The sequence below is a fragment of the Lysinibacillus xylanilyticus genome (assembly GCF_001708185.1).
Taxonomy (GTDB): Bacteria; Bacillota; Bacilli; order Bacillales_A; family Planococcaceae; genus Lysinibacillus; species Lysinibacillus xylanilyticus_A.
On sequence record NZ_MDDN01000013.1, the window covers coordinates 44,666 to 66,810 of the forward strand.

Here is a 22,145-nt window from a genome sequence, read left to right on the forward strand (position 1 = left end):
AGCCTAACAAATGTTTTTTATGCGAAAGCGCAGTGCTAACGCAGCGACAGCAACATGATGTTTTTTGTGCGAAAGCGCTAGCGACAGCAACTGATGTTTTTTGTGCGAAAGCGCTAGCGACAGCAACAGAAGTTAAACATACGCACTTACAAACACTCGTAGCTTTTCGAAATGATCGTCAATGAGTAGATATTTTTTATAAATCTCCATTAATTTTTCAAAAACCTCATACTGCTCCGTCACAAATAAAACTTTTAAAATATTTAGCATATGCAAGGATGCGCTCTGTGCTACCAAATAATAAGACGTATCTGGATGATGGTAACGTTGGCGCCATTCTTCCACTGACAAACCTATATGCTGTAATGAATTATTAACATGGAGAGCAATATCTTGCTGAACTGACGCCTCAATCGCGATAAATTGCTCATTACTATAGTTTTTCTGGACTAAAGTGGCATGTATTTTTTTATTGGATGCTAGTACATGTTCTTTTAAAAGCAGGAGCCCTTCTTGATAACGCTCCATTCTTACATAATGATCAAGCAATACAGCATATAAATTTTCTAAAAAATTAAGGTCATAATTTTTAATTATGGCCGGTGGTGTTGGCTTACGATTAGGCAATAACTCCTTATATTCCAACAAAATCTCTATCGCGTAATTATTAAGCCGTTCATCCGCTAACAAATACTCACCGTATTGAATAACACTTTCATCATTCTGCTCCTGATGCGCTATATGAAAAAGAAGATATGCAATCAGAACCTTTTCTTTCTCCGTTAATGCATACATCGAATAACGCCAATCCGCTTCAAAGGAAGTAATTAATGCTTTAACACATCGATAATCCCCTTCTGCTAAACGATAGTGCGTGACAATCTGGTAAAGATGTAGCTGTTTTTTTGCTAAACAAGTAGAATTACGGTTATCCACATAAGTTATACACTTATCCAGAGTTTTTTTGTAATTATTCACAAAGTTATTCACATGTGCATAAGTTTTTCGTGTAGATCGTTCAATATGACCCATCATTTCATGGATAAATGTGAATTGTTCTAAAGGTTTGTGGATAAACAGTGAATAAACCTTTTTTATGAAAAGCCAATGCCAAAATTGTGCATCTTCTTTATAAATCATATGCACCAAATATACATTTTCAAATTTATATAAAAATATAGTTTGTAGCTCGTTAACTGGCATTGTAATTTGCATTCGCTTCCCAAAAATTAGCCAGATTAATCGTTCTAAGTCCATTGTATGCTGTGCAAAAAGCTGCTCAAAAAAAGTTTCCTTGCCTTTTTGCGTATAAAAAAAAGCATCGAGACGGTCATTTACAAATTTAGTATCCAAACCATGCTTGTTAAAAAACGTTTGCATATCTCCCGTTACGCGCCCCCAATATTTTCGTGCAGTTGAAAACGCAATATTCATCGCCGTTTCTTCATTCACTAAAAATAAATTTGGTGAAAGTGCAGTACCTAGTATTTTCGGGTCTACTTGAGAGTCCGTCTCTGCTTCCAACCATTTCGAAAGTAACTTTTCAGCACCCTTTTCACCACTATGTTTAAATGTCATGAATAACTGCTCATCACAATCCAACAGCATGCAACTGAAGCCCCCTATCAAATTCTACCAACAAAGATCTTCCCCTATCATGTAAAATACGTGCCGTAAACACTCTTTCTTCAATATAACAAATCTTATCCAACATATGCTAAAAAAATCGTAATATGCATTAAGAAGTTACAACAAAAGTATTTGTGCAAATTCAACATTTTGGCTACAACAGCATAAAAAAAGCCATCTATAAAGGTACAAATACCTTCTAGATGGGTTAAAAGATTAAGCTTGCTGCTATGAAATATCCAAAAAAAGAACGGCAAATGAGCATTGGACAATCACTCATAAGTTGGTAGCCCATTTGTATTGTCACAAATAGCTCATTGCCTACGCTAGACAAAGCTAGCGCCATAAAACGCACAACTAATAAAAACTATGCACCATTCACCAATATAATTGAGAAAAAGTATTCTCACAACAGTAGACGAGCGACCATCTAAATAGTTACAAAAAAATACGTCAAAGTTTTGACGTATTTTTTCTGCATCGAAAGCGTAGCGGCAGATGCAAAAATGTTTTCACATCCGTCAAATTTTTTGAGGGATGTTTTTCTGCCCCGAAAGCGCAGCGGCAGATTCCCTCCCTACAACAAAAAAAAAAGCAAACTATAAAATACTTCTAGTTTGCTTCCTTTTCGGGTCTCTCTTTATGCATTTAATCATATTGTTTTTTCACTGGCTTATAAATTCGTGCTTTTTTCAGTACTGTTTTAGGTACTTGGAAGGTTGCTGTGACGACTCCTGGATGACGACCAATTTCAATCGAGCCTGTAATTGTCGCTCGATTCATAACCTCTGGCTCACTCATCTCAAAGAGCCTTGCAGCACGGCTTATAGCATTCGTTGTTGCCTCATTTAATGACGTTCCAGAGCCAACCACCGATACAGGGAATGCCTCCTCCACATGTTTAACTCCAAATTCCTCAGCAAGCTCACGTGCACGACGTTTTTCTTCCTTTGTAAAAGGTTTCGCTGTATACGGTAAATCTTCTGTATTTGGCAACAAAATAGGACCGTCCAAATCTACTTTTTTCAATACACTTACCTGTAGTTGAACAATACCAGCAACATCCGTTGTATGTCCTGCAATTTCGCCGTCCCCTTGCATTGCGTGCATATCACCAATGTACACACCGCCGCCTGGGACCTTTACAGGACAAATAATTGTTGCTCCCTCTCGAACACGGCTTATATCCATATGCCCATCCGTGCGATGTGTATCTAATTCAGTCTGCGTAAATGCATATTCATGTGGTGCTCCGATTAAAAACGAACCGAAATCACCAGCGTTATGAGAGTCTGGCATCGCCTTTGAAGGCGTCGTTCCAAGCTGCCCTAAAAAAGGACGCATTCTTGCCATAACACCTATCAAATCACTCGGTGCTAATGCTACTACAGGATTTTGCACAGAATTTTCAGGTGTGCGCATATAATTTTTCGCATCAAGAGCAATACGGCGAGCCCCTTCTCGGCCAACAGTCACACCAATATTACCTTTATGATCTAATGCCATTGTATAACCATTTGTCATGTTAAAAGGTGATGTTTCTGTATCACATGTCGAACAACGAATGGACTGCCGACCTATCCCTTTGACAACTGTACTTGGATGCAGCTTACCACAGCCTGGGCATTTTACTGATACGAATGGATCCCCAATAGATCGATCCGGAATTGCCTCATCATGTCCAGATGCTGTTGCTAATGATGTCACCTGTATGGATTTAATTTTGATGACAATGGCATCTCCTACCTCTGCCCCTTCTACAAATACAGGCTTTGTCACTTCATGCCCACCACGAATCTTTGGTGTTAGCATCGGACCCCAGCATCCTGGCGTTGTATTAGCAATAATTGTCCCACCATCTTTTACAGGACCAAGCATTTTTTGCTGAGGATCTAAAATACCATCTATGAACTCATTTACGAATAATGTTTCGACGGCTTGCGGCTGCTGTACAAGGTCATCACTTTCCTTTTCTTCTTTTTCAAGCACATGCAATTCGTTTATCATTTTTCGTCACGCTCCTAGTTCTGATTTTATGTATATAGATTTTTGTTAAAAACTTAAAGTGTCTAAAAAATTCTCCTATATAAAGTTAAATTTCGACATTAAGATCGATATCCCCTTCCATTTCGAGGAAAATGTCACTACACATATGCATTGATAATTCGAAATTGTATAGAAATCACTTCTTTATCAGTGTATTTCTACTATTTTAAAGCTACTATCTATACATAAAAAAGTGCAGACTCGTACAAATGTATTGTAAAAGTCTGCACTTTATTTTGACCAGAATTATCTTCATTTCTTATTATATGTCGGTAGTTTCAGTACTATGAAAATGAGTGTAGTGGTTAGCAAGAGAGCTAAAACAATATTGAATGTATTAGGTGGACCAAGAACTCTATAAAGTAATTTATCAAAAGTTGGTACCCCTAACCACTTTATACCTAAAAATATCAATACCCCAGATACGAATCCTAAAATCATATGGATCCAATGGACAATTAGAGAAATTTGATTTTTCATAAAATGCCTCCTATAAATTTAATAATTTCTAAATTAATTGTATAATATAAATATATTATTTTTTGAAAATTTTAATTTATTTAAATTTTTAGGAGCTATGACAAATCTTTAAAACAAATGAGCCAAAAAAATTATTCAGTAACTCAAATATGTTTGCACCATTGATAAGGGGGAATTGATATTAATGAAGTATAGTAGAACTTTCAAATACTATATAATTAGTTCTATCATTTGTATTTTTCTTGTATGCGTCATCTCGCTATATTTCTATAAACCAATTCTATCAATTGGTGAGTCAATGAAACCGACACTAGGTGAATGGAGTATTTTACTAGTAAAGAAACATATAAAACAATATGAACGTTTCGATGTTGTAAATTTTAAATTAAACGATAATGGCTATGTGAAAAGAATCATCGCATTGCCCGGTGAACATATTGCATTTAAAAATGACGCTCTTTTTATTAATGGGGACAAGATAGATGAACCACATTTAGCAGCTTATAAAGAAAATGTGTATAATTTTGTACAATTAACATTGGATTTTACTTTAGAAGATATTTCAGGCGAAATAGTCATACCAGAAGGGTATTATTTTGTAATGGGAGATAACCGTCGCTATAGTACAGATAGCCGTGATCAAACAATAGGATTTATTCTAGAAGAAAATATTGTCGGTCGTGTTGACATTTTATTATTGCCCTTGAGTGATTTAAACGTATTTTAAATATTTCAAGATGTAATATCAAATGAATGCTATTTATGAAGTCTCTATTTGATAGAAGTGGTTCTAAAGTTCATAGAAAGGCCACCGCAATTGTTATGATTGAAAGTACGACTTGGATAAAAATCACTTTTAAGAATTTATTTTCCTAAAAAGAAAATCCCATTTTTCCAAAAGGTTCTGCTTCCTTCATTGTAAATTGCTAATAATACTAAAATCGAGGTAGTAAATATCTATTTCGGACAATAGAACTTTATCGGATAGCTGCTTTTAATAACGACTGAATATATAAGTACGTCGTGTATTAGGCCATACCAATATATTTAAACTGTACACAATCATCGCTATTTACATTTGATTGTGTACAGCCTATTTGCTCTGTCCATATATTGTGCATGGAAGAATATCTTCAAGCATACTAGTTTTCTTTTTAGTAGCCCTACATTTCCTTAGTTATTCATGTATAAATCAAAAATATGTGAGAAATCTTCCTTCTTGTATTTGTCCTTATGGTCAATCATCCAATTATTTGCAAAACGTGTAATTTCCTCGAATGATGCAGACGGTGTGACATTGTCATTACCGATACGGCCAATTGATGAAGAAGCAATGGATAAACTCTTTTCTGCCACCTCTAGCTTGTATGCATTTTGCTTTTGCTCATAGCTGATAGCATTCAACGCTTTATATAAATCTTTAATGTCATCTATAAAACGTTTATGAATGTCAATTGATAATGGCGTATTGTCGATTGTAAATTTAATTTCGACATCAAGGTCAATAGTTCCTGCTGTTTCGAGGAAAACATCACTAATATTGTGCATTGCGTAGTCGTAACGACGCAGTAAACGCTTTTTGCTCATCGCGCTTTCACCGTCTACATGAATAATTGCACGATTTGTAAAGCAATACTCATCTGATTTCGTCTTAATTAAAAAATATATTTTCTCATCAATTTCATGCAGGATAAAATCATCTGCATCCGTCTTATCATAATCCTCACGAGTAACAACTACACCAATATCTGAAAGTCCAAGCGCGTCTGCTGCTATTTTTTTAAACATCATTTTTCCTCCTAAATGGTTGATACTATTATTACGCTTCTCATCTGTAAAAAGTTTCAAAAAGACATTGGTATTCCTAAAAACACTAAGACTACAATGGTTAAAAAAGATCCAATAGTCTATTCATAAAAATTCTTATGACGATTTACAACAATAAAGGGTCTCTGTGCTTTTTGATTGCACAAAAACCCTTTCGTTCATCTTTCATAGATTATTATATTTCAATTGTGGATATGCACACTTTCCATGGGTAATCTTAATTTAATGGAATTGTCACAGAATCCATCTCTTTTATTTCCACTCCTTGCCCTGAGCCCAAGGAGAAATAGATAACAGGAACAAATGTAATGGATGTAGCCGCTGGTTCAATGGCCTGTACAGTAGCGCTTGATTTATAGGAAATGCCATTGTCCTCACTTTTAGCACCATTTCCGTTTACTACATAGATATTGCCAAGATTGTCTTGCAGTTGATCAAATTGAACTGTAACTTCTGGCCACTTTTTTAGTATCTCTGGAACAACTTCATATTCATAATGAATAACAGTGGACATATCATTTTTTCCAAGGGCTGTAAATCGTGCAGTGACATCATAGTTTGTAACGGTTTCATTGACTAGCTGTAGCTCACCTGCTAACTTAGGAACCTTAAAATTAAAGGCCCAATCACCCTCCACTTTTGTATCGTTATTCATGTTGAGAAAAGCTTCTGGCTTCCACGTTACTTCTATTTCATCTGGTACTTCTTTATCGAAATGAGGTGTCACATTTGCTAAGCCGACATATTTAGTATCACTTATTTTTTCAAGTCGACAACTCCCTCCCATCCCTCCAGCACCTTTAACATCCATAAAAAGACCTTGTAAAAATGGATGTGATCCCAAATCTATCTCGCTTTCAAGCGCAAAAGATATGGTTAATGAAGTGCCGTCGTACACAGCATTTTCTATCATCATCGATACACCGTTACTAACTTGCACCTGACCAACTTCTTTTGCGTAACTATCAAAATTCTCGAACATCGTGTTATTATGATCAAAATAGCTAGCAATATTTTTCATAAACGGAATTTGTGATGCAAGGGTTGGAAAGGCGAAATTAATAGTTGTCACTGCACTTATGCCGATAATTGCAGCCGCTGCTATATGACGCACCCATTTTGGCATACGTTTTCTCGGTGTTTGCTTCTTTAAAATCTTTTGTTTAAGCTTCATTTTTTGCTGTGCAGATAGTTCGATTGGTTCAATTTGTTCCACATCCAGGTCCAGCCACTCTTTATAACTTTTCGTCATATGAATGCCTCCTTTAGCTGTATTGTTGATGCTAGTTTCTTCTTTCCTCGATAAAGTCGGTTTTCAACGGCCGCTTTTGATAAATGCAGCGCTTCTGCTATCTCTGTATTGGTTAATTGCAAATAATACTTCATCATAAAAATATCTCGATCAATATTTTCTAAGTGACTAATTGCTACTAATAGATCGTTTCGTTGCTCCTTTTTCAAAAGCTCCTGCTGTGTATCTTTTAGATCTGGCTTTTGCAAGAGCTCCTCGTCTCCCTTCTCTCGTGCTTGTTGTTTTTCAAGCTTACGGAATAAATCTATGGCTTTATATTTTGTCAGCATCCCTATCCATTTTTTGAAATCCTCAGGTTCGCCTTTAAATTGCTTTGCATTTTGCCAAATGGCTAGGAAAACATCATTAACACAATCATCAATAGAGTCCTTATTTATGCCGGAAAGGATTTTATAAGCTATCGCATTTACGAAGCCTGAATATTGCTCAATGACATACTCAAGCGCATCTTCTTTTTGGTTTTGTAAACGGCTAATGAAATTTTTAGCTGAACATCTCATCATTTCGCCTCCTTTATGCTTATTGAAAAAGCTTCTTCACTACTATATCGAAGCTCACTTACTAAAACTCTCAACTTTTTTAAGCGTATAGCTATCCCAATAGCAGGCAATGACATCATTTCGTCTTTCGAGTAGGTTTCATTTATAATAAGAAAAAGTCCTTCAAGCCACTTTCAAAAGTAATAACAATGCGTTATTGTTAAAAAACTATTAGAGATTACATAAAAAGAGGAAGGACGTGTTTAATTATGCAAGAACCGACTATTTTAGTGGTGGATGATGAAGCTGATTTAGCCAATCTACTAAAAGTCAGTCTACAAAAAGAGGGCTATCAGCAAATTCGTACAGCTGGCTCCATTCAAGAAGCATGGGCAAGCTTTCAACAGACACAACCCGATATTGTACTTCTCGATGTGATGCTTCCAGATGGTGAGGGCTACGATTTATGCCGACGTATTCGAGAGGTGTCGCATGTACCAGTCCTTTTTATGTCGGCGAAAAATGAGGAAATTGATAAACTTTTAGGACTTGCCATTGGTGGAGACGATTATATTACGAAACCTTTTAGTCCTAAAGAAGTCGCCTATCGAGTAAAGGCACAGCTTCGTAGAGCCGGCTATCAAATGCAGGAAACTGCACCAGTTGCCCCCGTGAAGACCATACAAGTTGGACCATTCCTGTTAAATGGAGATGAAACGGAGGTACATAAGGACGGCGTTTTATTGGAGCTAACGGCGAAGGAGATTGGCTTGATGGCTTGCTTTATGCACAATCCAAATCGAATATTAAGTAAAGAGACGCTGTTCGAGCGTGTTTGGGGAGAGGACTTTTTCGGCTCAGACAATACCGTTATGGTGCATATTCGACGACTGCGCGAAAAGATTGAAAAAGATGCTTCCAAACCTGTGTATATTACAACTATAAAAGGGCTTGGCTATAAATTTGTCATCCCAAAAGAGGCGCAGGGATGAAGTGGAAACTAACTACCCGCTTTCTACTTTCTGTGCTTTCCATCGTCATCATTGTTATTTTTGTGAATACGGCAATTTTAATTGGTTTTTTTATTTTCCAACAGTTCAGTAATTATTATGACTCTGCGTATTCAGAGGAAAGATACGTTCGTGATTTTCAGCAATATATCGATATAAATAACGGAACACCTTCTGTAAGTAAAGAAGGGCTTCAACAGTTGCATCAGCGAAATGCTTGGATTCAATTGCTTGATGACAAGGGACAAGTCGTTGATGCCCACTTCGCACCAGAGAAAGCTCTTTCACACTATGCACCAATTGACCTCATTCAAGTTTATAAATATAAAGAATTCGATGGTGATACAACCGTTTATGTGGGAAGTAAAGACAGTATAAGTTATCTGATTGGCATCAAGGGAAGTGGTATTTCTAGATATGTATTTCATATTTCTGGCTCATCGGCATTACAATTTATCGGCAAGTTTGGACTTCTCATTGTAATTGCTGATTTATTAGTAGCCACACTCGTTGGCTGGCTCTTCGGGCGAACATTAACAAAGCCACTTTATGCAATGATTGAACGTATTCGTCATTTAAAGAATCATGAGCATGTGACTAATAAAGTACTCGGTGGTGTGTACAAGCCAGTTTTTGAGAATTTAAATGAAGTATCAAGAGAGCTTACTGCACATGAGCAGGAACGTAAAAGGTTAGAGATCATGCGCGAGGAATGGATCAGTAATGTCTCACACGATATGAAAACGCCTCTTGCCTCGATTCGTGGTTATGCGGAGCTACTGAATGATGGAAAATCGACTCCTTATGAACAAACAGAATATGCTCAGATTATCGAAAAACAATCATTGCATATGCAGGATTTATTGGATGATTTAAATTTAACTATGCGATTAAGACATCAACAGCTTCCGCTCAGCTTAACCGAGGTAAATATGGTGCAATTTATTCGCGAAATTGTTATTGATACACTCAATACACCACAATATGAGCAGGCCAATATTGAATTTAATGCTTCGAAAGAGGATATTAAGCATCACATTGACGAGCACTTTATGCGACGAGCCGTGATGAATTTTTTACACAATGCATTACTTCATAATCCTTTTGATGTTGCAGTCAATATTCATGTTGATGATCATTCTATTACGATTTCTGATAATGGTAGCGGCATTTCTGCTGAAGACCTTGAACATATTTTTGAACGCTATTACCGAGGTACAAATACTGAGCAAACACTTGGCACTGGTTTAGGTACTGCTATTGCTAGAGATATCATTGAAGCACACGGAGGAATTGTAACGATTACCTCTGAAGAACAACAAGGTACAACTGTCAGTATTCAATTACCTGTAGAAAAAAAGGAGTAGCCCTATGCGGACTACTCCTTCTTCTTATTTCTCCATAAGCTCCTGTACTTTTGTAGGTAGCTCATGGAATTTTACTTCATCATATGATGTAACTTCCGTTTCTTTTTTTACGTAAAGCTTCATGTATGCATCATGGCGTAAATTTTTCTGAGCTGAAAATTTTAATGTGTGCTCTTTACCGTTTTCGTCATAAGCAGGTAGCTCGTACCAATACATTTTCATAATTTCCCCACTATCTAGCTTATATTCCTCTATTTCACCATCAGTAGTGATTTGAACATAGTATGCTTCTTTATTTAAACGGTTAAAATCCACGTTCATTAGGACAACAAGACCTACTACAAACAATAAGAACAATGCTCCTATACCTAAGAAAACCTTTTTCATATTAATTCCCCTGTCTAACAATTTTATAAAATGAACGAACTGTAAAGATATAATATATGCCGTAAATTGCGGAATAAGCAATCATCCACAGTACGACTGGTTTAGTTATATCCAAACTAAATAGCTGTGAAAAGGCTAGCAGCGCAAATGCACTATGTGCGATACCAACAACGAGTGGTGCACTAAAGATAACGGCAACCTGACCTGCAACTGCTTTTAATATTTGTTTTTTGTTAACACCAATTTTATTTAAAATTGCATATTTAGACTGATCTTCCTCTGCCTCTGTTAAAACTTTGAAGTAAATAATACTTCCTGTCGCAGCTAAAAATACTAATCCTAAAAAGCTACCTACAAACAATAGCGATCCTACAGTAGCTAAACTAGCTTCATAACTTTGCGGAACACTTGAAAACCCTTCCTGCTGTTCAGATGATAATTGATTGTAAATCTCCTGTGAAATGACTTGTTGCTTCAAGTCATTATCCATACCAACTACCTGCATTTTAACAGCTTCTGCATTTGTTGCAGCGAACACTTTATCATTAACGACGAGTACTGTACCAGCTGGCAAAAAGTTTAATACACTCTCTGTATACATTTTAGCAACATGGAATGATTCCCCGTTCTCCAATTTAAACTCTTCGCCGGTAAAATCATGTGAAAAACGTTCATCGAAGCTTGCATCAAGTAAAACTGTTGAACCATCCGCAATGTGCAGTTCTTCATCTTTTCCCTGTAATTTTGCTAAACGATTATAATCGGATTCTTGTAATAATGTATATTCAAAAAATGAAAATTCATTATCGACACGTAAATTTTTCACGGCAAGCGATTCATTGTACAAGACGTCTTCTTGAGGAAATTTCACCGTATCGCCCTTCCACATAAATGTGTTAGGTAACATTTGGCGTACCGTGGCCTCCGCATTGTAATACATTCCGAAAACGCCGCCACCTGCCGTGATCGTTGTCGCACTTAAAATAGCGATGATCGAAAGCGATTTAGCATTTGCTCGAATACGGTACAATAATTGTGATACACCAATTAAATTCAAGCCTTTCCACGACCAAGAAGTTGCTTTTTTCAACGCCGTTAACACAAATACGCTAACACTATGGAATAACAGATATGTCCCTGCAATTGTCACACCTATCACCATTAGTGGAGTACCTAATGCTGTGAAGAATCTCCAAATCTTACTCGTGAAAATATCTAAGGACGCTGTATAATACCCAAATGTAATTAGCGCCGTCCCAAGTATAGCTACTAAAAGTGAAGCACGTGGAATTTGCTCCCCCTGCTTCTCAGCATGAAACAGGTCAATCAGTTTAAATTGATAAATGACACGATAGCCCTGTAAAGATGTGAATAAAAATAGTAAAGTAAAAATCCCTGTTGTATTTACTAGTGCCTCCGAGGAAAATGTTAAACTACCTACAACCTCATAGCCCATCAGACGCACTAAAATCATTAATAAACCTTGTGACATAAAGAATCCAAGAATAATACCAAGTACTAAAGAGACAAGCCCTATTACTAAGTTCTCGAAAAAAAGCATTAAGCCGATTTTCTGTTTACGCACACCTAGTAGTGAGTATAGAGCTACTTCCTTTTTACGTTTCTTCATAAAAAACGAGTTGGAGTACGCCATAAAGATGACGATAAAGAATAATAGCACAACAGAAGATGCACTCATCAAACCTTTAATTTGCTGTGACGATTGCTTTAAGGCTGAAAGATCGTCATTATATTTCAATGTGACAAACGTAAAGTAGATAACGATACTGAATACCATCGAGGCGATATATAAAAAGTAATTCGACAAATTGCGTTGAATATTTTTACGCGCTAAACTAAATAACGTCATTTACCCCACCTCCGATGCCAGCAAGCACCTGTAAAATCTCTTGGAAGAACTGCTTTCTTGTTTGAGTACCACGATGAATTTCCTTAGAAAGCTGTCCGTCCTGAATGAATAGTATGCGCTGACAGAAGCTTGCTGCAAATGCATCATGCGTAACCATCATAATAGTGGCAGCTTGAGAATGATTCAGATTACTTAAACTTTCAAGCAAGTCTGTTGCTGATTTTGAATCAAGGGCACCCGTCGGCTCATCCGCAAAAATTAACTTTGGCTCTGTTACTAATGCACGTGATGATGCGGTACGTTGCTTTTGCCCACCTGAAATTTGATATGGATATTTATCGAGTAACTCTTTTATACCAAACAATGCGGCTATGCGTTCTACTCTTGCATTAATGGCCTTTGTTGGCACTTTTGCAATTGCAAGCGGCAGTACGATATTTTCACGCACTGTTAATGAATCAAGTAAGTTATAGTCTTGGAAGATAAAGCCTAGATTGTCGCGACGAAAATCTGCTAACTCTGCATCCTTCATGCGCGCTAAGTTTGCATCGCCAATAACGATTTCACCAGTCGTTGGCGTATCAATCGTGGCTAATACATTTAGTAGCGTCGATTTCCCAGCCCCTGAAGGCCCCATTACACCAACAAACTCTCCTTTTTCTACTTCAAATGATATATTCGATAGCGCTGTAAATGTATTTGCGCCTTTGCCGTAAGTCTTTTCAACATTTTGTACCTTTAATAATGGCGTCATAAACGCTCACCTCTTCTTTCTGACTTTAGTATACGACCCCAAACTTACAGCAAATTTGACGCAAGCTTACAACAACCTTAAATCGTAGGCATAATGTGGGGTGGATTTCCGTTCCGACTGGGCGCTTTGTTGCTGCCGCTTCGCTTTCGCACAGATAAAACATTGTTGCTGTCGCTTTGCTTTCGCTACAGATTAAACATTTGCCGCTGACGCTTCGCTTTCGCGCAGATAAAACATTGTTGCTGCTGCTTCGCTTTCGCGCAGAGCAAAGCTTCCTGAGGGCGTCAGTCTTCACTCCAATTAACCTATCTACATGACATAAGTTCTAACAAAATGTCACCCAACTTTTTATTTTTATCACCTAACTTTTAAATTTTATCGACATCCACCTGCCAAAAAGCAAAAAAGGATTCACACACAAAATTGTGGGTGAATCCTTTTACTTTATTATGTCGCCCAGTCAGAACGAAGATCAACCTATCCTCATGACATGAGTTTTAACAAAATGTCATTCAACTTTTTAGTTATTGGGGCACTTTCAAGAATTATCGCCTAACTTTTAATCTTTATCGACTAACTTTCACGTTTTATCAACCAACTTCTGAATTTTATCGACATCCAACTTCCAAAGAGCTAAAAAAGATTCACACACAAAATTGTGCGTGAATCCTCTAACTTTATTCTGCTAATACTTTTTTAATATCCTCCTCAAAGCTACTTGGCTTATCGGCTGATCCGTAACGTCCAATAACCTCACCGTTACGATTCACAAGGAATTTTGTGAAATTCCATTTTACACTGTTGCCGAGAAAACCTTTTGAATGAGATGTCAGATAATCAAAAATAGGATGTGCATCTTTGCCATTGACCTTCACAATTTCATGCATTGGGAACGTCACCCCATATGTCAAACGACATTGTGACGCCGCTTCCTCAGCAGTCGCTACCTCCTGCTTAAACTGATTTGATGGGAATCCAAGAATCACAAGGCCCTCATCCTGGTATTTTTTATATAAACCTTCTAACTCTTCAAATTGCGGTGTAAAACCACATTTTGAAGCCGTATTAACAATTAACATTGCCTTACCCTTATAACGATCTAAGCTATATTCAGTACCATCTTCTAAAGCAACTTGAATGTCGTAAACGCTCATTACTTATTCCCCCTATGTTATAAACGCGCATTTTTTCTGGCAATCTGCTGTAGAGGATCCCAAACACCATTGAATGGAGGCGCGTAGGCTAAATCTAAATCTAGTAAATCTGGTAACGTCATTTTATTGTATAAAGCTGTTGCAAACACATCGATCCGTTTATCAATTCCTGCCGGTCCAACAATTTGTGCTCCTAAAAGCTGCTGATCTCGCTTACGAACAACAATTTTAATAAATATCCGTTGGGCACCTGGATAATAGCCAGCAATATGGCGGGCAGACAATTTAAATGCCTCATATTCAAAACCTAACTCTTTCGCATTACGCTCATTAATACCTGTCGTGGCAATCGTTAAATTGAAAAACTTTAAAATTGAAGTACCCACTATACCACGAAACGGCGCAAACTTACCTGACATATTGAGGCCCGCTAAACGACCTTGCTTATTAGCTGTCGTTCCAAGAGGTACATAATCTAAGCGCTCTTTCACAATATTAAAATGGGTAGCACAATCTCCTGCAGCATAAATATTTTCGACAGATGTCTCTAAATGTCGATTGACAATAATGGCACCATTTTTATCTAGCGCTATCCCTGTTCCCTCTAAAAACTGTGTATTCGGTCTAATACCTGTAGCCATAATGACTAAATCCGTATCAAATTCGCCATTGTCCGTAATTACACGCTCAACCCGTTGATTCCCCTCAAACGCCTCTACTTTTGTATTTAGCACAAGCTCGATATCATTCTTTTTTGCTTCCTCATGAACATGTAGCGCAAGTTCTTCATCTAGAATTCTTGCAACATAGCTACCTCGTTGAATTAATCTTACTTTTTTGCCGCAAGCATGTATCGTCTCGGCCATCTCAAGCCCAATATAACCTGCACCTATAATCGTTACATTTTCTATTTCTGACGTTAAATCCGCTAGTAAATCATCTAGCTGAGGTATTGTTTTCACCGTGTGTATACCCGTTAAATCCGAACCCTTCTCTACAGGCATAATAGGATTTGCGCCTGTTGCAATAAGTAGCTTATCATAGGGAATTTCAAATGTTTCCCCAGATGACTGCGTTCCAAGAACAAGCTTCTTGTCTACATCAATTCCATTAACCTCATGACCAACACGGGCATCAATACGATACTTATCACGAAATGTTTCAACGTCTCTTGCGATAAGACGCTTTGTCGATGAAATACGCCCATCTACAACATAGGGCAAGCCACACTGCCCATATGAATAAATAAATCCACGTTCTAAAGAAGTAATCTCTGCTCCTGGTACATTTCGATATATTTCCATTGCTGCTGACATTCCGGCTGCATCTCCGCCGATGATTACGTATTTCATCCAACAATCCCCCTTATTTTTTCCTCGTTGCTATTAAGGCTGCCTACTGGTCCATAAATAAACGTCTTCTCCCTCCACTTATGATGACTCGAACTGTATGAATAGCAATAACCATCATTAGAACAAGGGACGCTATAAAGGCTAGCATGGTAATGACAATTTGTAGTACATAGAATGGTGAGTCTATATCTAATTACAGGTACAGGTGTTTGGACACCCGCTGAAAGCAGTTAAATCATCTACATCAAAAATTCGATACGCACAATGAAAGATGCCATAAATTCCTGTAACTTGAGTGTTACCTCATAAAACAATGTTAGCAAAAAGCTAAAAAGAAATGCACGCTTCCAGTACTCTCTTTTTTAAGAAAATAACGCAAGTATACGCCAAACGGCATGAACAGTAAGAAATTGTAGAAGGCTTAGAAAAAAGCTGGTTGTTTCGCAATATAAAGCCATGTAGATGGATTCGTTAGAACAATCCCACTATCTTCTAAAATATCAGTGACAAATTGAAAAGGATGTAAATTATAATAAACTGTATCCGTAGATTGTAGAGAACAATTATCTCTTGTTTCTGGGAAAGGTAGCAAAACTAGACACAGTGCCGATAAAAAGTAAAAAATAAATGAGAACATAATAATTGTTTTAAAAAAAGATAAATAGCCGTATTTTTCGATACATATAAATAAGCCAAGGTACAAATAGCACAAAGGATAGCACGCTTGTTATTAAAGAAGCTACCATAATAGAATGTGTATAAACTGACATAAAGCACCTCTTTGTTTAAAATCCTCTTTTTTATTCCATAACTTAGTTTAACCTTTAAACACAACACTAATATTTCAGCAAGCTTCTTAATAAAAAAACAGGTAAAGAAATTTTTTTCTTTACCTGCACGATTCACTTATGCTTTTGTAATTTCTTCTTTGCAGAATGCTAAAATTTCTTCTAGCTCATCATCCTCTAATGCAAAATCTAAGTACTCACCTTCTGCTTTTTCCATGATGAAGTAATTTAAAATAAATGACTCTTCACCTTTCTCAGCGATTAGTACACGAATTTCAATTCCTGCCTCATGATAAAGCTCATCTTCTTCATCGATATCTACATCTAAAATAAATTCATAACGCTTACCTTCAATAATGTTTGTTGGATCTAAAATTTCTTCCACTGAGAATTGTGTAATTTCCATTGTATTATCTCCTTTAAGTTAACCTGTTCTTTTATATATTAAATCAAATTCAGCATGGGTCAACTAGAAAACTCGTATACACCTATAAGTAATTATGCCACAATTAAATGGAAACTAATTTAGAGACACGCTTCTCTTAAGGATACTCTACATATAAAGGAGGCTTTTTTCTTGAAAGAGCTACTATATTACCAAGATGTTATGCTACGAGAATTTGATGCAACAGTTGTCAGTAAAGGAACTGACGAAGAAGGCCGTAACTACGTGGTGCTATCAAACACTGCTTTTTATCCAACAGGAGGCGGACAACCTCATGACACGGGTACTTTAAATGATATCGAGGTCATTGATGTCGAGAAAATTAATGATGAAATCCGTCATTATATTCAAGGCGACTCTTCAAATTTAGCTGGAGAAGTGCATGGTACATTGAATTGGCAACGACGATTTGATCATATGCAGCAGCATGCAGGTCAACATATTTTAACTGCTGCTTTTGTGGAGCTTTTTGATGCACCAACTGTGAGCTTCCACTTAGGTAGTGAGCAGGTCACAATTGATATTGCTGTAGACGCGCTTACAGAAGAACAGCTTGTAGCCGTGGAAGCTCGTGCCAATGACATTATTTTAGAGAATCGTCTAATTGAAACGAAGTGGATTACAGAAAAGGAACTTGAAAACTATAACCTACGTAAAGAGGTAGCGGTGACAGGAGATATTCGTTTAGTTATTATTCCCGATTTTGATTACAATGGCTGCGGTGGTACCCATCCAACATCAACGGGACAAGTCAGCGCGATAAAAATTCTTGGAACGGAAAAAATGAAGGGCAATATTCGTGTTTCTTTTGTTTGTGGCCATCGAGTTTTAGCAGAGCTTGCCATGCGAAAGAAAGTACTAGCTGACGTGGCAAGACAATTGAGTGTTCCTGAAGTTGAGGCAGCTTCAGCTCTTACAAAAATCTTAACAACACAGAAAAATACAGAAAAAGCACTTTTGGCGGCAAAAGAAGAGCTGCTAAATTATGAAGCAGCAGCGCTAGTTTCAAGTAACGAGCGCATTATTACTGCCGCCTTTAATCAGCGTACTATGCAAGAGCTTCAAAAATTAGCAAGAACTATTGTCGCTGAGCAGACAGAAGCTATCGTATTACTTGTTTCAGAAAATGAAGACAAGCTTCAGTTTGTCGCAGCTCGTGGTGCAAAAGTTGAGAAAAGTATGAGAGACATTGCTACAAAGGCACTGCCACTCATTAATGGAAAAGGTGGCGGAAGTGATCAAATGGTACAAGGCGGTGGCGAGCACATTATCTCTACCGAGCAACTATTGGAAGCTATGCAAGAAGTACTAAACTGATCTTTTCGATGATAAATTACAAAAAAAGGAGCTCTCCGTTGCTAGGGAAGCTCCTTTTTTCATTCATCCACATCATCACTTACTGCACGTTCTATTGCTACGATCTCCCCCATCAATGATTATAGTTTAAATAATCAATTCCTAAGAGCTTGCATTTATCAACATATTATCCACAATTAATCCACAGTTTATCTCGATTACATCAAACCACTTTACCAATCGAATGAAATTAAATATTTTTCCAATATTTCCTGATTATAATTTACTTTTTTTGCTGATTATAAAAAATAGAATAGTTTCTATACATTTTGAGGGGAGGATTTCTATGAGTCCTGAAAAAGATATTTCACGTCGTGATTTTTTAAAAACAACAGGGATCGCAGCAGGCACTTTAGTCGGCGGTGGATTAATAGGTGGTCTTGTAGGCTATAACATGCCTGGTAAAGGAACTGCCACGCTTGAGCATGGTCAGCATGGAACTGCTACTGAAGAGACTGGCTCGCCAAAAGCTAAAATGTTTTTTATGAATCAAAGAGATTTTAATATTTTAACAAATGCAACTGAACGTATTTTCCCTGAGGATGATTTAGGTCCAGGAGCAAAGGGCTTAGATGTGCCCTACTTTATCGATCATCAGCTAGCAGGGCAATACGGAAGTAATTCTAAAGAATATATGCATGGACCATTTGGCGAGGGCGCTCCAACACAAGGTTATCAGAGTCGTTTAACACGTGCAGAAATTTTTAAGCAAGGTGTTCAAAAGCTGGAGTCGGAAGCACAGAATCGCTACAAAAAAAGCTTTAATGATTTAGATGGCAAGCAAATGGATGAAATTTTAACGGCCTTCCAGAAAGGTGAAGTGCAAATGAGTGGCGTGACTTCTGCACTCTTCTTTACTTTATTACGCGCAGCAACATTAGAGGGTGCTTATTCTGACCCAATATATGGTGGAAATCGTAATATGGACGGCTGGCGTATGAAAGGCTTCCCTGGTCATCAAATGACGTATATTACTCAAATCGAAGATCCGAAATTCCAAAAAATTGAGCCTAATTCATTAGGCAGCCACTAAATATACGGGGGTGTAGAAAATGGCAACAACATTACCATCTGTAGACGTTGTAACGGTCGGTGTAGGATGGACTGGCGGCATTGTCGCTGCAGAGTGCTCAAAGGCCGGCTTGAAGGTCGTTGGTTTGGAACGTGGACAAAAGCGTGGCACAGAGGATTTTCAGGCTATCCACGACGAGTATCGTTACGCCATTCGTTACGATATAATGCAAAATCTTTCAAAGGAAACGATAACCTTCCGCAATAATCGCAACATGAAAGCATTGCCTATGCGTCAGCTTGGTTCTTTTTTACTCGGTGAAGGGCTTGGAGGAGCTGGTACTCACTGGAATGGCATGACTTATCGTTTCTTACCATATGATTTCCAAATCAAGACACTAACAGACAAACATTATGGACCTAATAAGCTTGGACCTGATTATTTATTACAAGATTGGGGATTAACATACGATGAGCTCGAGCCTTATTTTGATAAGTTCGAAAAAACAACAGGTATTTCTGGTGATGACAAAAATCCATTTAGCGGCAAACGTTCAAATCCTTATCCTACTGGGCCTATGAAAATGACACCCATGCTTGAAAAATTTGAAAAGGCGGCAAAAAACCTTAAACTATCACCTTACATGGTTCCTTCTGCAAACGTATCAGAAGTTTATAAGAACCCTGATGGTGAAACAATTAATGCTTGTCAATATTGCGGTTTCTGTGAACGCTTCGGTTGTGAATATGGTGCAAAATCATCTGCTGAAATTACTGTTGTTCCTACTGCATTAAAAACAGGTAACTTCGACTTACGCTATAACGCTAACGTTGTCGAAATCTTAAAACAAGGCAATAAAGTGACTGGCGTCAAATACGTCGATACGGTATCTGGTGAAGAATTTATTCAACCCGCGAATGTAGTTGTACTTACAAGCTATGTCTTTAATAATGCGAAGTTATTAATGGTTTCTAAAATCGGAGAACGATATGATCCCGCTACAGGAAAAGGAACACTAGGAAGAAACTATTGCTATCAGATACTCCCTGGAGCTGTAGGGTTCTTTGATGAGCAATTCAACACATTTATGGGTGCGGGTTCTCTCGGCGTAAGCTTAGATGATTATAATGGCGATAATTTCGACCATAGTGACTTAGATTTTATTCATGGTGGAAATATAGCTTTGACACAAACAGGGACTCGCCCTATCGGCTCAAATCCAGCGCCTCCTGATACACCGGCATGGGGACCAGAGTTTAAAAAGCAATCGATTTATTACTATACACGCTCATTCGGTATTGGTGCACAAGGTGCTTCGATGCCACATAAAGAAAATTATTTGTCTCTTGATTCTGTGTATAAGGATGCTTACGGCTTACCTTTAATGCAGTTAACATACAACTTTACAGATCAAGATCGTGCACTTCATAAATACATTTCAGCGCGTGCAGCTGACATTATGAAAGAAATGGGTGCCAAAACCGTTGTTCCAAACGCTGAAATTACTGATTACAATATCGTACCGTATCAAACAACACATAATACAGGCGGGACAGTTATGAGCTTAAAACCAGAGAATGGCGTCGTCAATAATTATCTTCAGCATTGGGATGTAGAAAATCTTTTTGCCGTAAGTGCCGGAAGCTTTGCTCACAATAGCGGCTATAACCCTACAGGTACTTTAGGGGCACTAGCTTATCGCTGCGCAGAGGGTGTTGTAAAGTATAGTAAATCAGGTGGTTCTTTAGTGTAAAAGCAATTGATAAGGCTAGATATTTTATTAAAAGGAGGCAAGACTTATGGGAGGTCTTGGAGCAATTGGAGTACCTGGTTTAATCATCATTTTAGTAATTGTCTTAATCGTGTTTGGTCCAAAAAAATTGCCAGAAATCGGCGGTGCAGTAGGTAAAACATTTGCAGAATTTAAAAAATCTACGAAGGGGCTTATCGATGACGATGACGAACCTACAAAAAAGGTCGAAAAAAAATCTGATGCTTCGTAGGAGGGGTTCCTATGGATCCATATGAGGACGGAAAAAGAAAATATTTAAGCCCTCTTGATAAGAAAGCAGCTGAGCCTCCCACATCTGTGGAGGCTTTTGTTGAAGTTCCAATTATAGAGACAATCGAACAGGATATTGTAGCTAATCAACCGCTTTTTCCTGCGACATCATTGCTTGAACATATTACAGAACTACGAAAGCAAATTATTAAAGGGCTAATCGTATTTATCCTATTTTTTATAATTGTGTTCTCCACCATTAATATTTGGTTTCCTTTTGTAACTCGAGGCCATTCACTAATCATTTTAGGTCCGTTAGAGGTCATCAAGTTTTACATGACCATTTCCACAACGCTAGCTTTTGGGCTTTCCATGCCATTTCTAGTTCATTTTTTGTGGAGCTTCGTAAAGCCAGGGTTAAAGGAAGAAGAAAGTCGTTTTCTTGGTCTTTATGCACCTATAATGCTTGTACTCTTTTTACTAGGCGTAACTTTCGGTTATTTTATTGTAAATCCGCTCAGTTACTCATTTTTAGTAAGCGTGGGAGCGACTAATTTTGATGTCATGATATCCGCAAGTGAATATATGCATTTTTTAGTTATGACAACCATACCACTTGGACTTCTCTTTGAGTTACCTATAGTAGCTCTCTTTTTATCATCCATCGGTGTATTAACAGCTGAATCCATGAAAAAAATACGAGGCTGGTCATATATCGTGATGGGGGTCGGTTCTGCTGTCATGACACCACCTGATTTTATTAGCCAGCTACTCGTATTAATACCAATGATTATTTTATATGAGTTAAGTATTTTCCTTGTTAAACGTATTGAACGAAAGCAAATTGAAAGCACTGCGTAGCATTCACGCAGTGC

21 protein-coding genes are annotated in these 22,145 nt (G+C 37.6%); 8 read left to right on the forward strand and 13 right to left on the reverse strand.

Annotation, left to right across the window (positions count from 1 at the left end):
- Positions 1-132: 132 nt before the first annotated feature.
- The 3 genes from BFJ97_RS18365 to BFJ97_RS18375 form a co-directional block, all read right to left on the reverse strand.
- Complete coding sequence (locus BFJ97_RS18365) at positions 133-1,608, reverse strand: hypothetical protein (protein WP_068986100.1); 1,476 nt, start codon at positions 1,606-1,608, stop codon at positions 133-135.
- Positions 1,609-2,277: 669 nt separating this feature from the next.
- On the reverse strand, positions 2,278-3,636 hold the full coding sequence (locus BFJ97_RS18370; RefSeq protein WP_068986101.1) for an acetamidase/formamidase family protein: 1,359 nt from the start codon (positions 3,634-3,636) through the stop codon (positions 2,278-2,280).
- Between the two features lie 291 nt (positions 3,637-3,927).
- On the reverse strand, positions 3,928-4,155 hold the full coding sequence (locus BFJ97_RS18375) for a hypothetical protein (protein WP_068986102.1): 228 nt from the start codon (positions 4,153-4,155) through the stop codon (positions 3,928-3,930).
- A gap of 184 nt (positions 4,156-4,339) precedes the next feature.
- Here BFJ97_RS18375 and lepB point away from each other — a divergent pair, with 184 nt between their 5' ends.
- Positions 4,340-4,882 (forward strand): signal peptidase I, encoded by a 543-nt coding sequence (gene lepB, locus BFJ97_RS18380; RefSeq protein WP_068986103.1) that lies wholly within the window; start codon positions 4,340-4,342, stop codon positions 4,880-4,882.
- A gap of 446 nt (positions 4,883-5,328) precedes the next feature.
- Here lepB and BFJ97_RS18385 read toward each other — a convergent pair whose 3' ends face one another.
- The 3 genes from BFJ97_RS18385 to BFJ97_RS18395 all read right to left on the reverse strand — a co-directional run bounded on the left by BFJ97_RS18385 (position 5,329) and on the right by BFJ97_RS18395 (position 7,797).
- Positions 5,329-5,943, reverse strand: a complete 615-nt coding sequence (locus BFJ97_RS18385; protein ID WP_068986104.1) for a PH domain-containing protein — start codon at positions 5,941-5,943, stop codon at positions 5,329-5,331.
- Positions 5,944-6,199: 256 nt separating this feature from the next.
- On the reverse strand, positions 6,200-7,234 hold the full coding sequence (locus BFJ97_RS18390) for a DUF4179 domain-containing protein (protein ID WP_068986105.1): 1,035 nt from the start codon (positions 7,232-7,234) through the stop codon (positions 6,200-6,202).
- Complete coding sequence (locus BFJ97_RS18395) at positions 7,231-7,797, reverse strand: sigma-70 family RNA polymerase sigma factor (protein ID WP_254660203.1); 567 nt, start codon at positions 7,795-7,797, stop codon at positions 7,231-7,233. The genes BFJ97_RS18390 and BFJ97_RS18395 overlap by 4 nt, the downstream gene beginning before the upstream one ends.
- Positions 7,798-8,042: 245 nt before the next feature.
- Between BFJ97_RS18395 and BFJ97_RS18400 the strand changes: the two genes are divergently transcribed.
- Positions 8,043-8,765, forward strand: a complete 723-nt coding sequence (locus BFJ97_RS18400; RefSeq protein WP_068986107.1) for a response regulator transcription factor — start codon at positions 8,043-8,045, stop codon at positions 8,763-8,765.
- Positions 8,762-10,150: a sensor histidine kinase gene (locus BFJ97_RS18405; RefSeq protein WP_068986108.1), complete on the forward strand. Its 1,389-nt coding sequence runs from the start codon at positions 8,762-8,764 to the stop codon at positions 10,148-10,150. Before BFJ97_RS18400 ends, BFJ97_RS18405 begins: the two co-directional genes overlap by 4 nt.
- A 24-nt stretch (positions 10,151-10,174) precedes the next feature.
- Here BFJ97_RS18405 and BFJ97_RS18410 read toward each other — a convergent pair whose 3' ends face one another.
- The 7 genes from BFJ97_RS18410 to BFJ97_RS18435 form a co-directional block, all read right to left on the reverse strand.
- Complete coding sequence (locus tag BFJ97_RS18410) at positions 10,175-10,537, reverse strand: YxeA family protein (protein WP_068986109.1); 363 nt, start codon at positions 10,535-10,537, stop codon at positions 10,175-10,177.
- A gap of 1 nt (position 10,538) precedes the next feature.
- The gene (locus BFJ97_RS18415) at positions 10,539-12,407 is read right to left on the reverse strand and encodes an ABC transporter permease (RefSeq protein WP_068986110.1); all 1,869 of its coding nucleotides are present in this window, start codon (positions 12,405-12,407) and stop codon (positions 10,539-10,541) included.
- A complete protein-coding gene (locus tag BFJ97_RS18420) occupies positions 12,394-13,161 on the reverse strand; it encodes an ABC transporter ATP-binding protein (RefSeq protein ID WP_068986111.1) in 768 nt (255 codons plus the stop codon). Before BFJ97_RS18420 ends, BFJ97_RS18415 begins: the two co-directional genes overlap by 14 nt.
- A gap of 25 nt (positions 13,162-13,186) precedes the next feature.
- A complete protein-coding gene (locus BFJ97_RS24330) occupies positions 13,187-13,456 on the reverse strand; it encodes a hypothetical protein (protein WP_139114483.1) in 270 nt (89 codons plus the stop codon).
- 382 nt (positions 13,457-13,838) lie between these two features.
- Positions 13,839-14,315 carry a glutathione peroxidase gene (locus tag BFJ97_RS18425; protein ID WP_068986112.1) on the reverse strand — a complete coding sequence of 159 codons (477 nt, stop codon included), beginning with the start codon at positions 14,313-14,315 and terminating at the stop codon, positions 13,839-13,841.
- Positions 14,316-14,332: 17 nt separating this feature from the next.
- Positions 14,333-15,667 (reverse strand): FAD-dependent oxidoreductase, encoded by a 1,335-nt coding sequence (locus BFJ97_RS18430; protein WP_068986113.1) that lies wholly within the window; start codon positions 15,665-15,667, stop codon positions 14,333-14,335.
- 906 nt (positions 15,668-16,573) lie between these two features.
- A complete protein-coding gene (locus BFJ97_RS18435; protein WP_068986114.1) occupies positions 16,574-16,861 on the reverse strand; it encodes a DUF6509 family protein in 288 nt (95 codons plus the stop codon).
- 171 nt (positions 16,862-17,032) lie between these two features.
- On the opposite strand from BFJ97_RS18435, the gene BFJ97_RS18440 reads away from it, so the two are divergent.
- The 5 genes from BFJ97_RS18440 (at position 17,033) to tatC (ending at position 22,131) form a co-directional block, all read left to right on the forward strand.
- The gene (locus BFJ97_RS18440; RefSeq protein WP_068986115.1) at positions 17,033-18,217 is read left to right on the forward strand and encodes an alanyl-tRNA editing protein; all 1,185 of its coding nucleotides are present in this window, start codon (positions 17,033-17,035) and stop codon (positions 18,215-18,217) included.
- A 325-nt stretch (positions 18,218-18,542) separates the two neighbouring features.
- Entirely contained in the window at positions 18,543-19,289 is a 747-nt protein-coding gene (locus tag BFJ97_RS18445) for a gluconate 2-dehydrogenase subunit 3 family protein (RefSeq protein ID WP_068986116.1), read from the forward strand.
- A gap of 19 nt (positions 19,290-19,308) precedes the next feature.
- Positions 19,309-21,021: a GMC family oxidoreductase gene (locus tag BFJ97_RS18450; RefSeq protein WP_068986117.1), complete on the forward strand. Its 1,713-nt coding sequence runs from the start codon at positions 19,309-19,311 to the stop codon at positions 21,019-21,021.
- A 46-nt stretch (positions 21,022-21,067) separates the two neighbouring features.
- Positions 21,068-21,271 carry a twin-arginine translocase TatA/TatE family subunit gene (gene tatA / locus BFJ97_RS18455; RefSeq protein ID WP_068986118.1) on the forward strand — a complete coding sequence of 68 codons (204 nt, stop codon included), beginning with the start codon at positions 21,068-21,070 and terminating at the stop codon, positions 21,269-21,271.
- 11 nt (positions 21,272-21,282) lie between these two features.
- Positions 21,283-22,131: a twin-arginine translocase subunit TatC gene (gene tatC / locus BFJ97_RS18460; RefSeq protein ID WP_068986119.1), complete on the forward strand. Its 849-nt coding sequence runs from the start codon at positions 21,283-21,285 to the stop codon at positions 22,129-22,131.
- The last annotated feature ends 14 nt before the right edge of the window (positions 22,132-22,145 follow it).

What these genes read in the sequence shown, in the direction of transcription:
- tatC (WP_068986119.1), top strand. Translation starts at nt 21,283, where the DNA reads ATGGATCCATATGAGGACGGAAAAAGAAAATATTTAAGCCCTCTTGAT.
- BFJ97_RS18375 (WP_068986102.1), bottom strand. Translation starts at nt 4,155, where the DNA reads ATGAAAAATCAAATTTCTCTAATTGTCCATTGGATCCATATGATTTTA.
- BFJ97_RS18420 (WP_068986111.1), bottom strand. Translation starts at nt 13,161, where the DNA reads ATGACGCCATTATTAAAGGTACAAAATGTTGAAAAGACTTACGGCAAA.
- BFJ97_RS18395 (WP_254660203.1), bottom strand. Translation starts at nt 7,797, where the DNA reads ATGATGAGATGTTCAGCTAAAAATTTCATTAGCCGTTTACAAAACCAA.
- BFJ97_RS18435 (WP_068986114.1), bottom strand. Translation starts at nt 16,861, where the DNA reads ATGGAAATTACACAATTCTCAGTGGAAGAAATTTTAGATCCAACAAAC.
- BFJ97_RS18430 (WP_068986113.1), bottom strand. Translation starts at nt 15,667, where the DNA reads ATGAAATACGTAATCATCGGCGGAGATGCAGCCGGAATGTCAGCAGCA.
- tatA (WP_068986118.1), top strand. Translation starts at nt 21,068, where the DNA reads ATGGGAGGTCTTGGAGCAATTGGAGTACCTGGTTTAATCATCATTTTA.
- BFJ97_RS18445 (WP_068986116.1), top strand. Translation starts at nt 18,543, where the DNA reads ATGAGTCCTGAAAAAGATATTTCACGTCGTGATTTTTTAAAAACAACA.
- lepB (WP_068986103.1), top strand. Translation starts at nt 4,340, where the DNA reads ATGAAGTATAGTAGAACTTTCAAATACTATATAATTAGTTCTATCATT.
- BFJ97_RS18425 (WP_068986112.1), bottom strand. Translation starts at nt 14,315, where the DNA reads ATGAGCGTTTACGACATTCAAGTTGCTTTAGAAGATGGTACTGAATAT.
- BFJ97_RS18365 (WP_068986100.1), bottom strand. Translation starts at nt 1,608, where the DNA reads ATGCTGTTGGATTGTGATGAGCAGTTATTCATGACATTTAAACATAGT.
- BFJ97_RS18405 (WP_068986108.1), top strand. Translation starts at nt 8,762, where the DNA reads ATGAAGTGGAAACTAACTACCCGCTTTCTACTTTCTGTGCTTTCCATC.
- BFJ97_RS18385 (WP_068986104.1), bottom strand. Translation starts at nt 5,943, where the DNA reads ATGTTTAAAAAAATAGCAGCAGACGCGCTTGGACTTTCAGATATTGGT.
- BFJ97_RS18400 (WP_068986107.1), top strand. Translation starts at nt 8,043, where the DNA reads ATGCAAGAACCGACTATTTTAGTGGTGGATGATGAAGCTGATTTAGCC.
- BFJ97_RS18390 (WP_068986105.1), bottom strand. Translation starts at nt 7,234, where the DNA reads ATGACGAAAAGTTATAAAGAGTGGCTGGACCTGGATGTGGAACAAATT.
- BFJ97_RS18450 (WP_068986117.1), top strand. Translation starts at nt 19,309, where the DNA reads ATGGCAACAACATTACCATCTGTAGACGTTGTAACGGTCGGTGTAGGA.
- BFJ97_RS18370 (WP_068986101.1), bottom strand. Translation starts at nt 3,636, where the DNA reads ATGATAAACGAATTGCATGTGCTTGAAAAAGAAGAAAAGGAAAGTGAT.
- BFJ97_RS18410 (WP_068986109.1), bottom strand. Translation starts at nt 10,537, where the DNA reads ATGAAAAAGGTTTTCTTAGGTATAGGAGCATTGTTCTTATTGTTTGTA.
- BFJ97_RS18415 (WP_068986110.1), bottom strand. Translation starts at nt 12,407, where the DNA reads ATGACGTTATTTAGTTTAGCGCGTAAAAATATTCAACGCAATTTGTCG.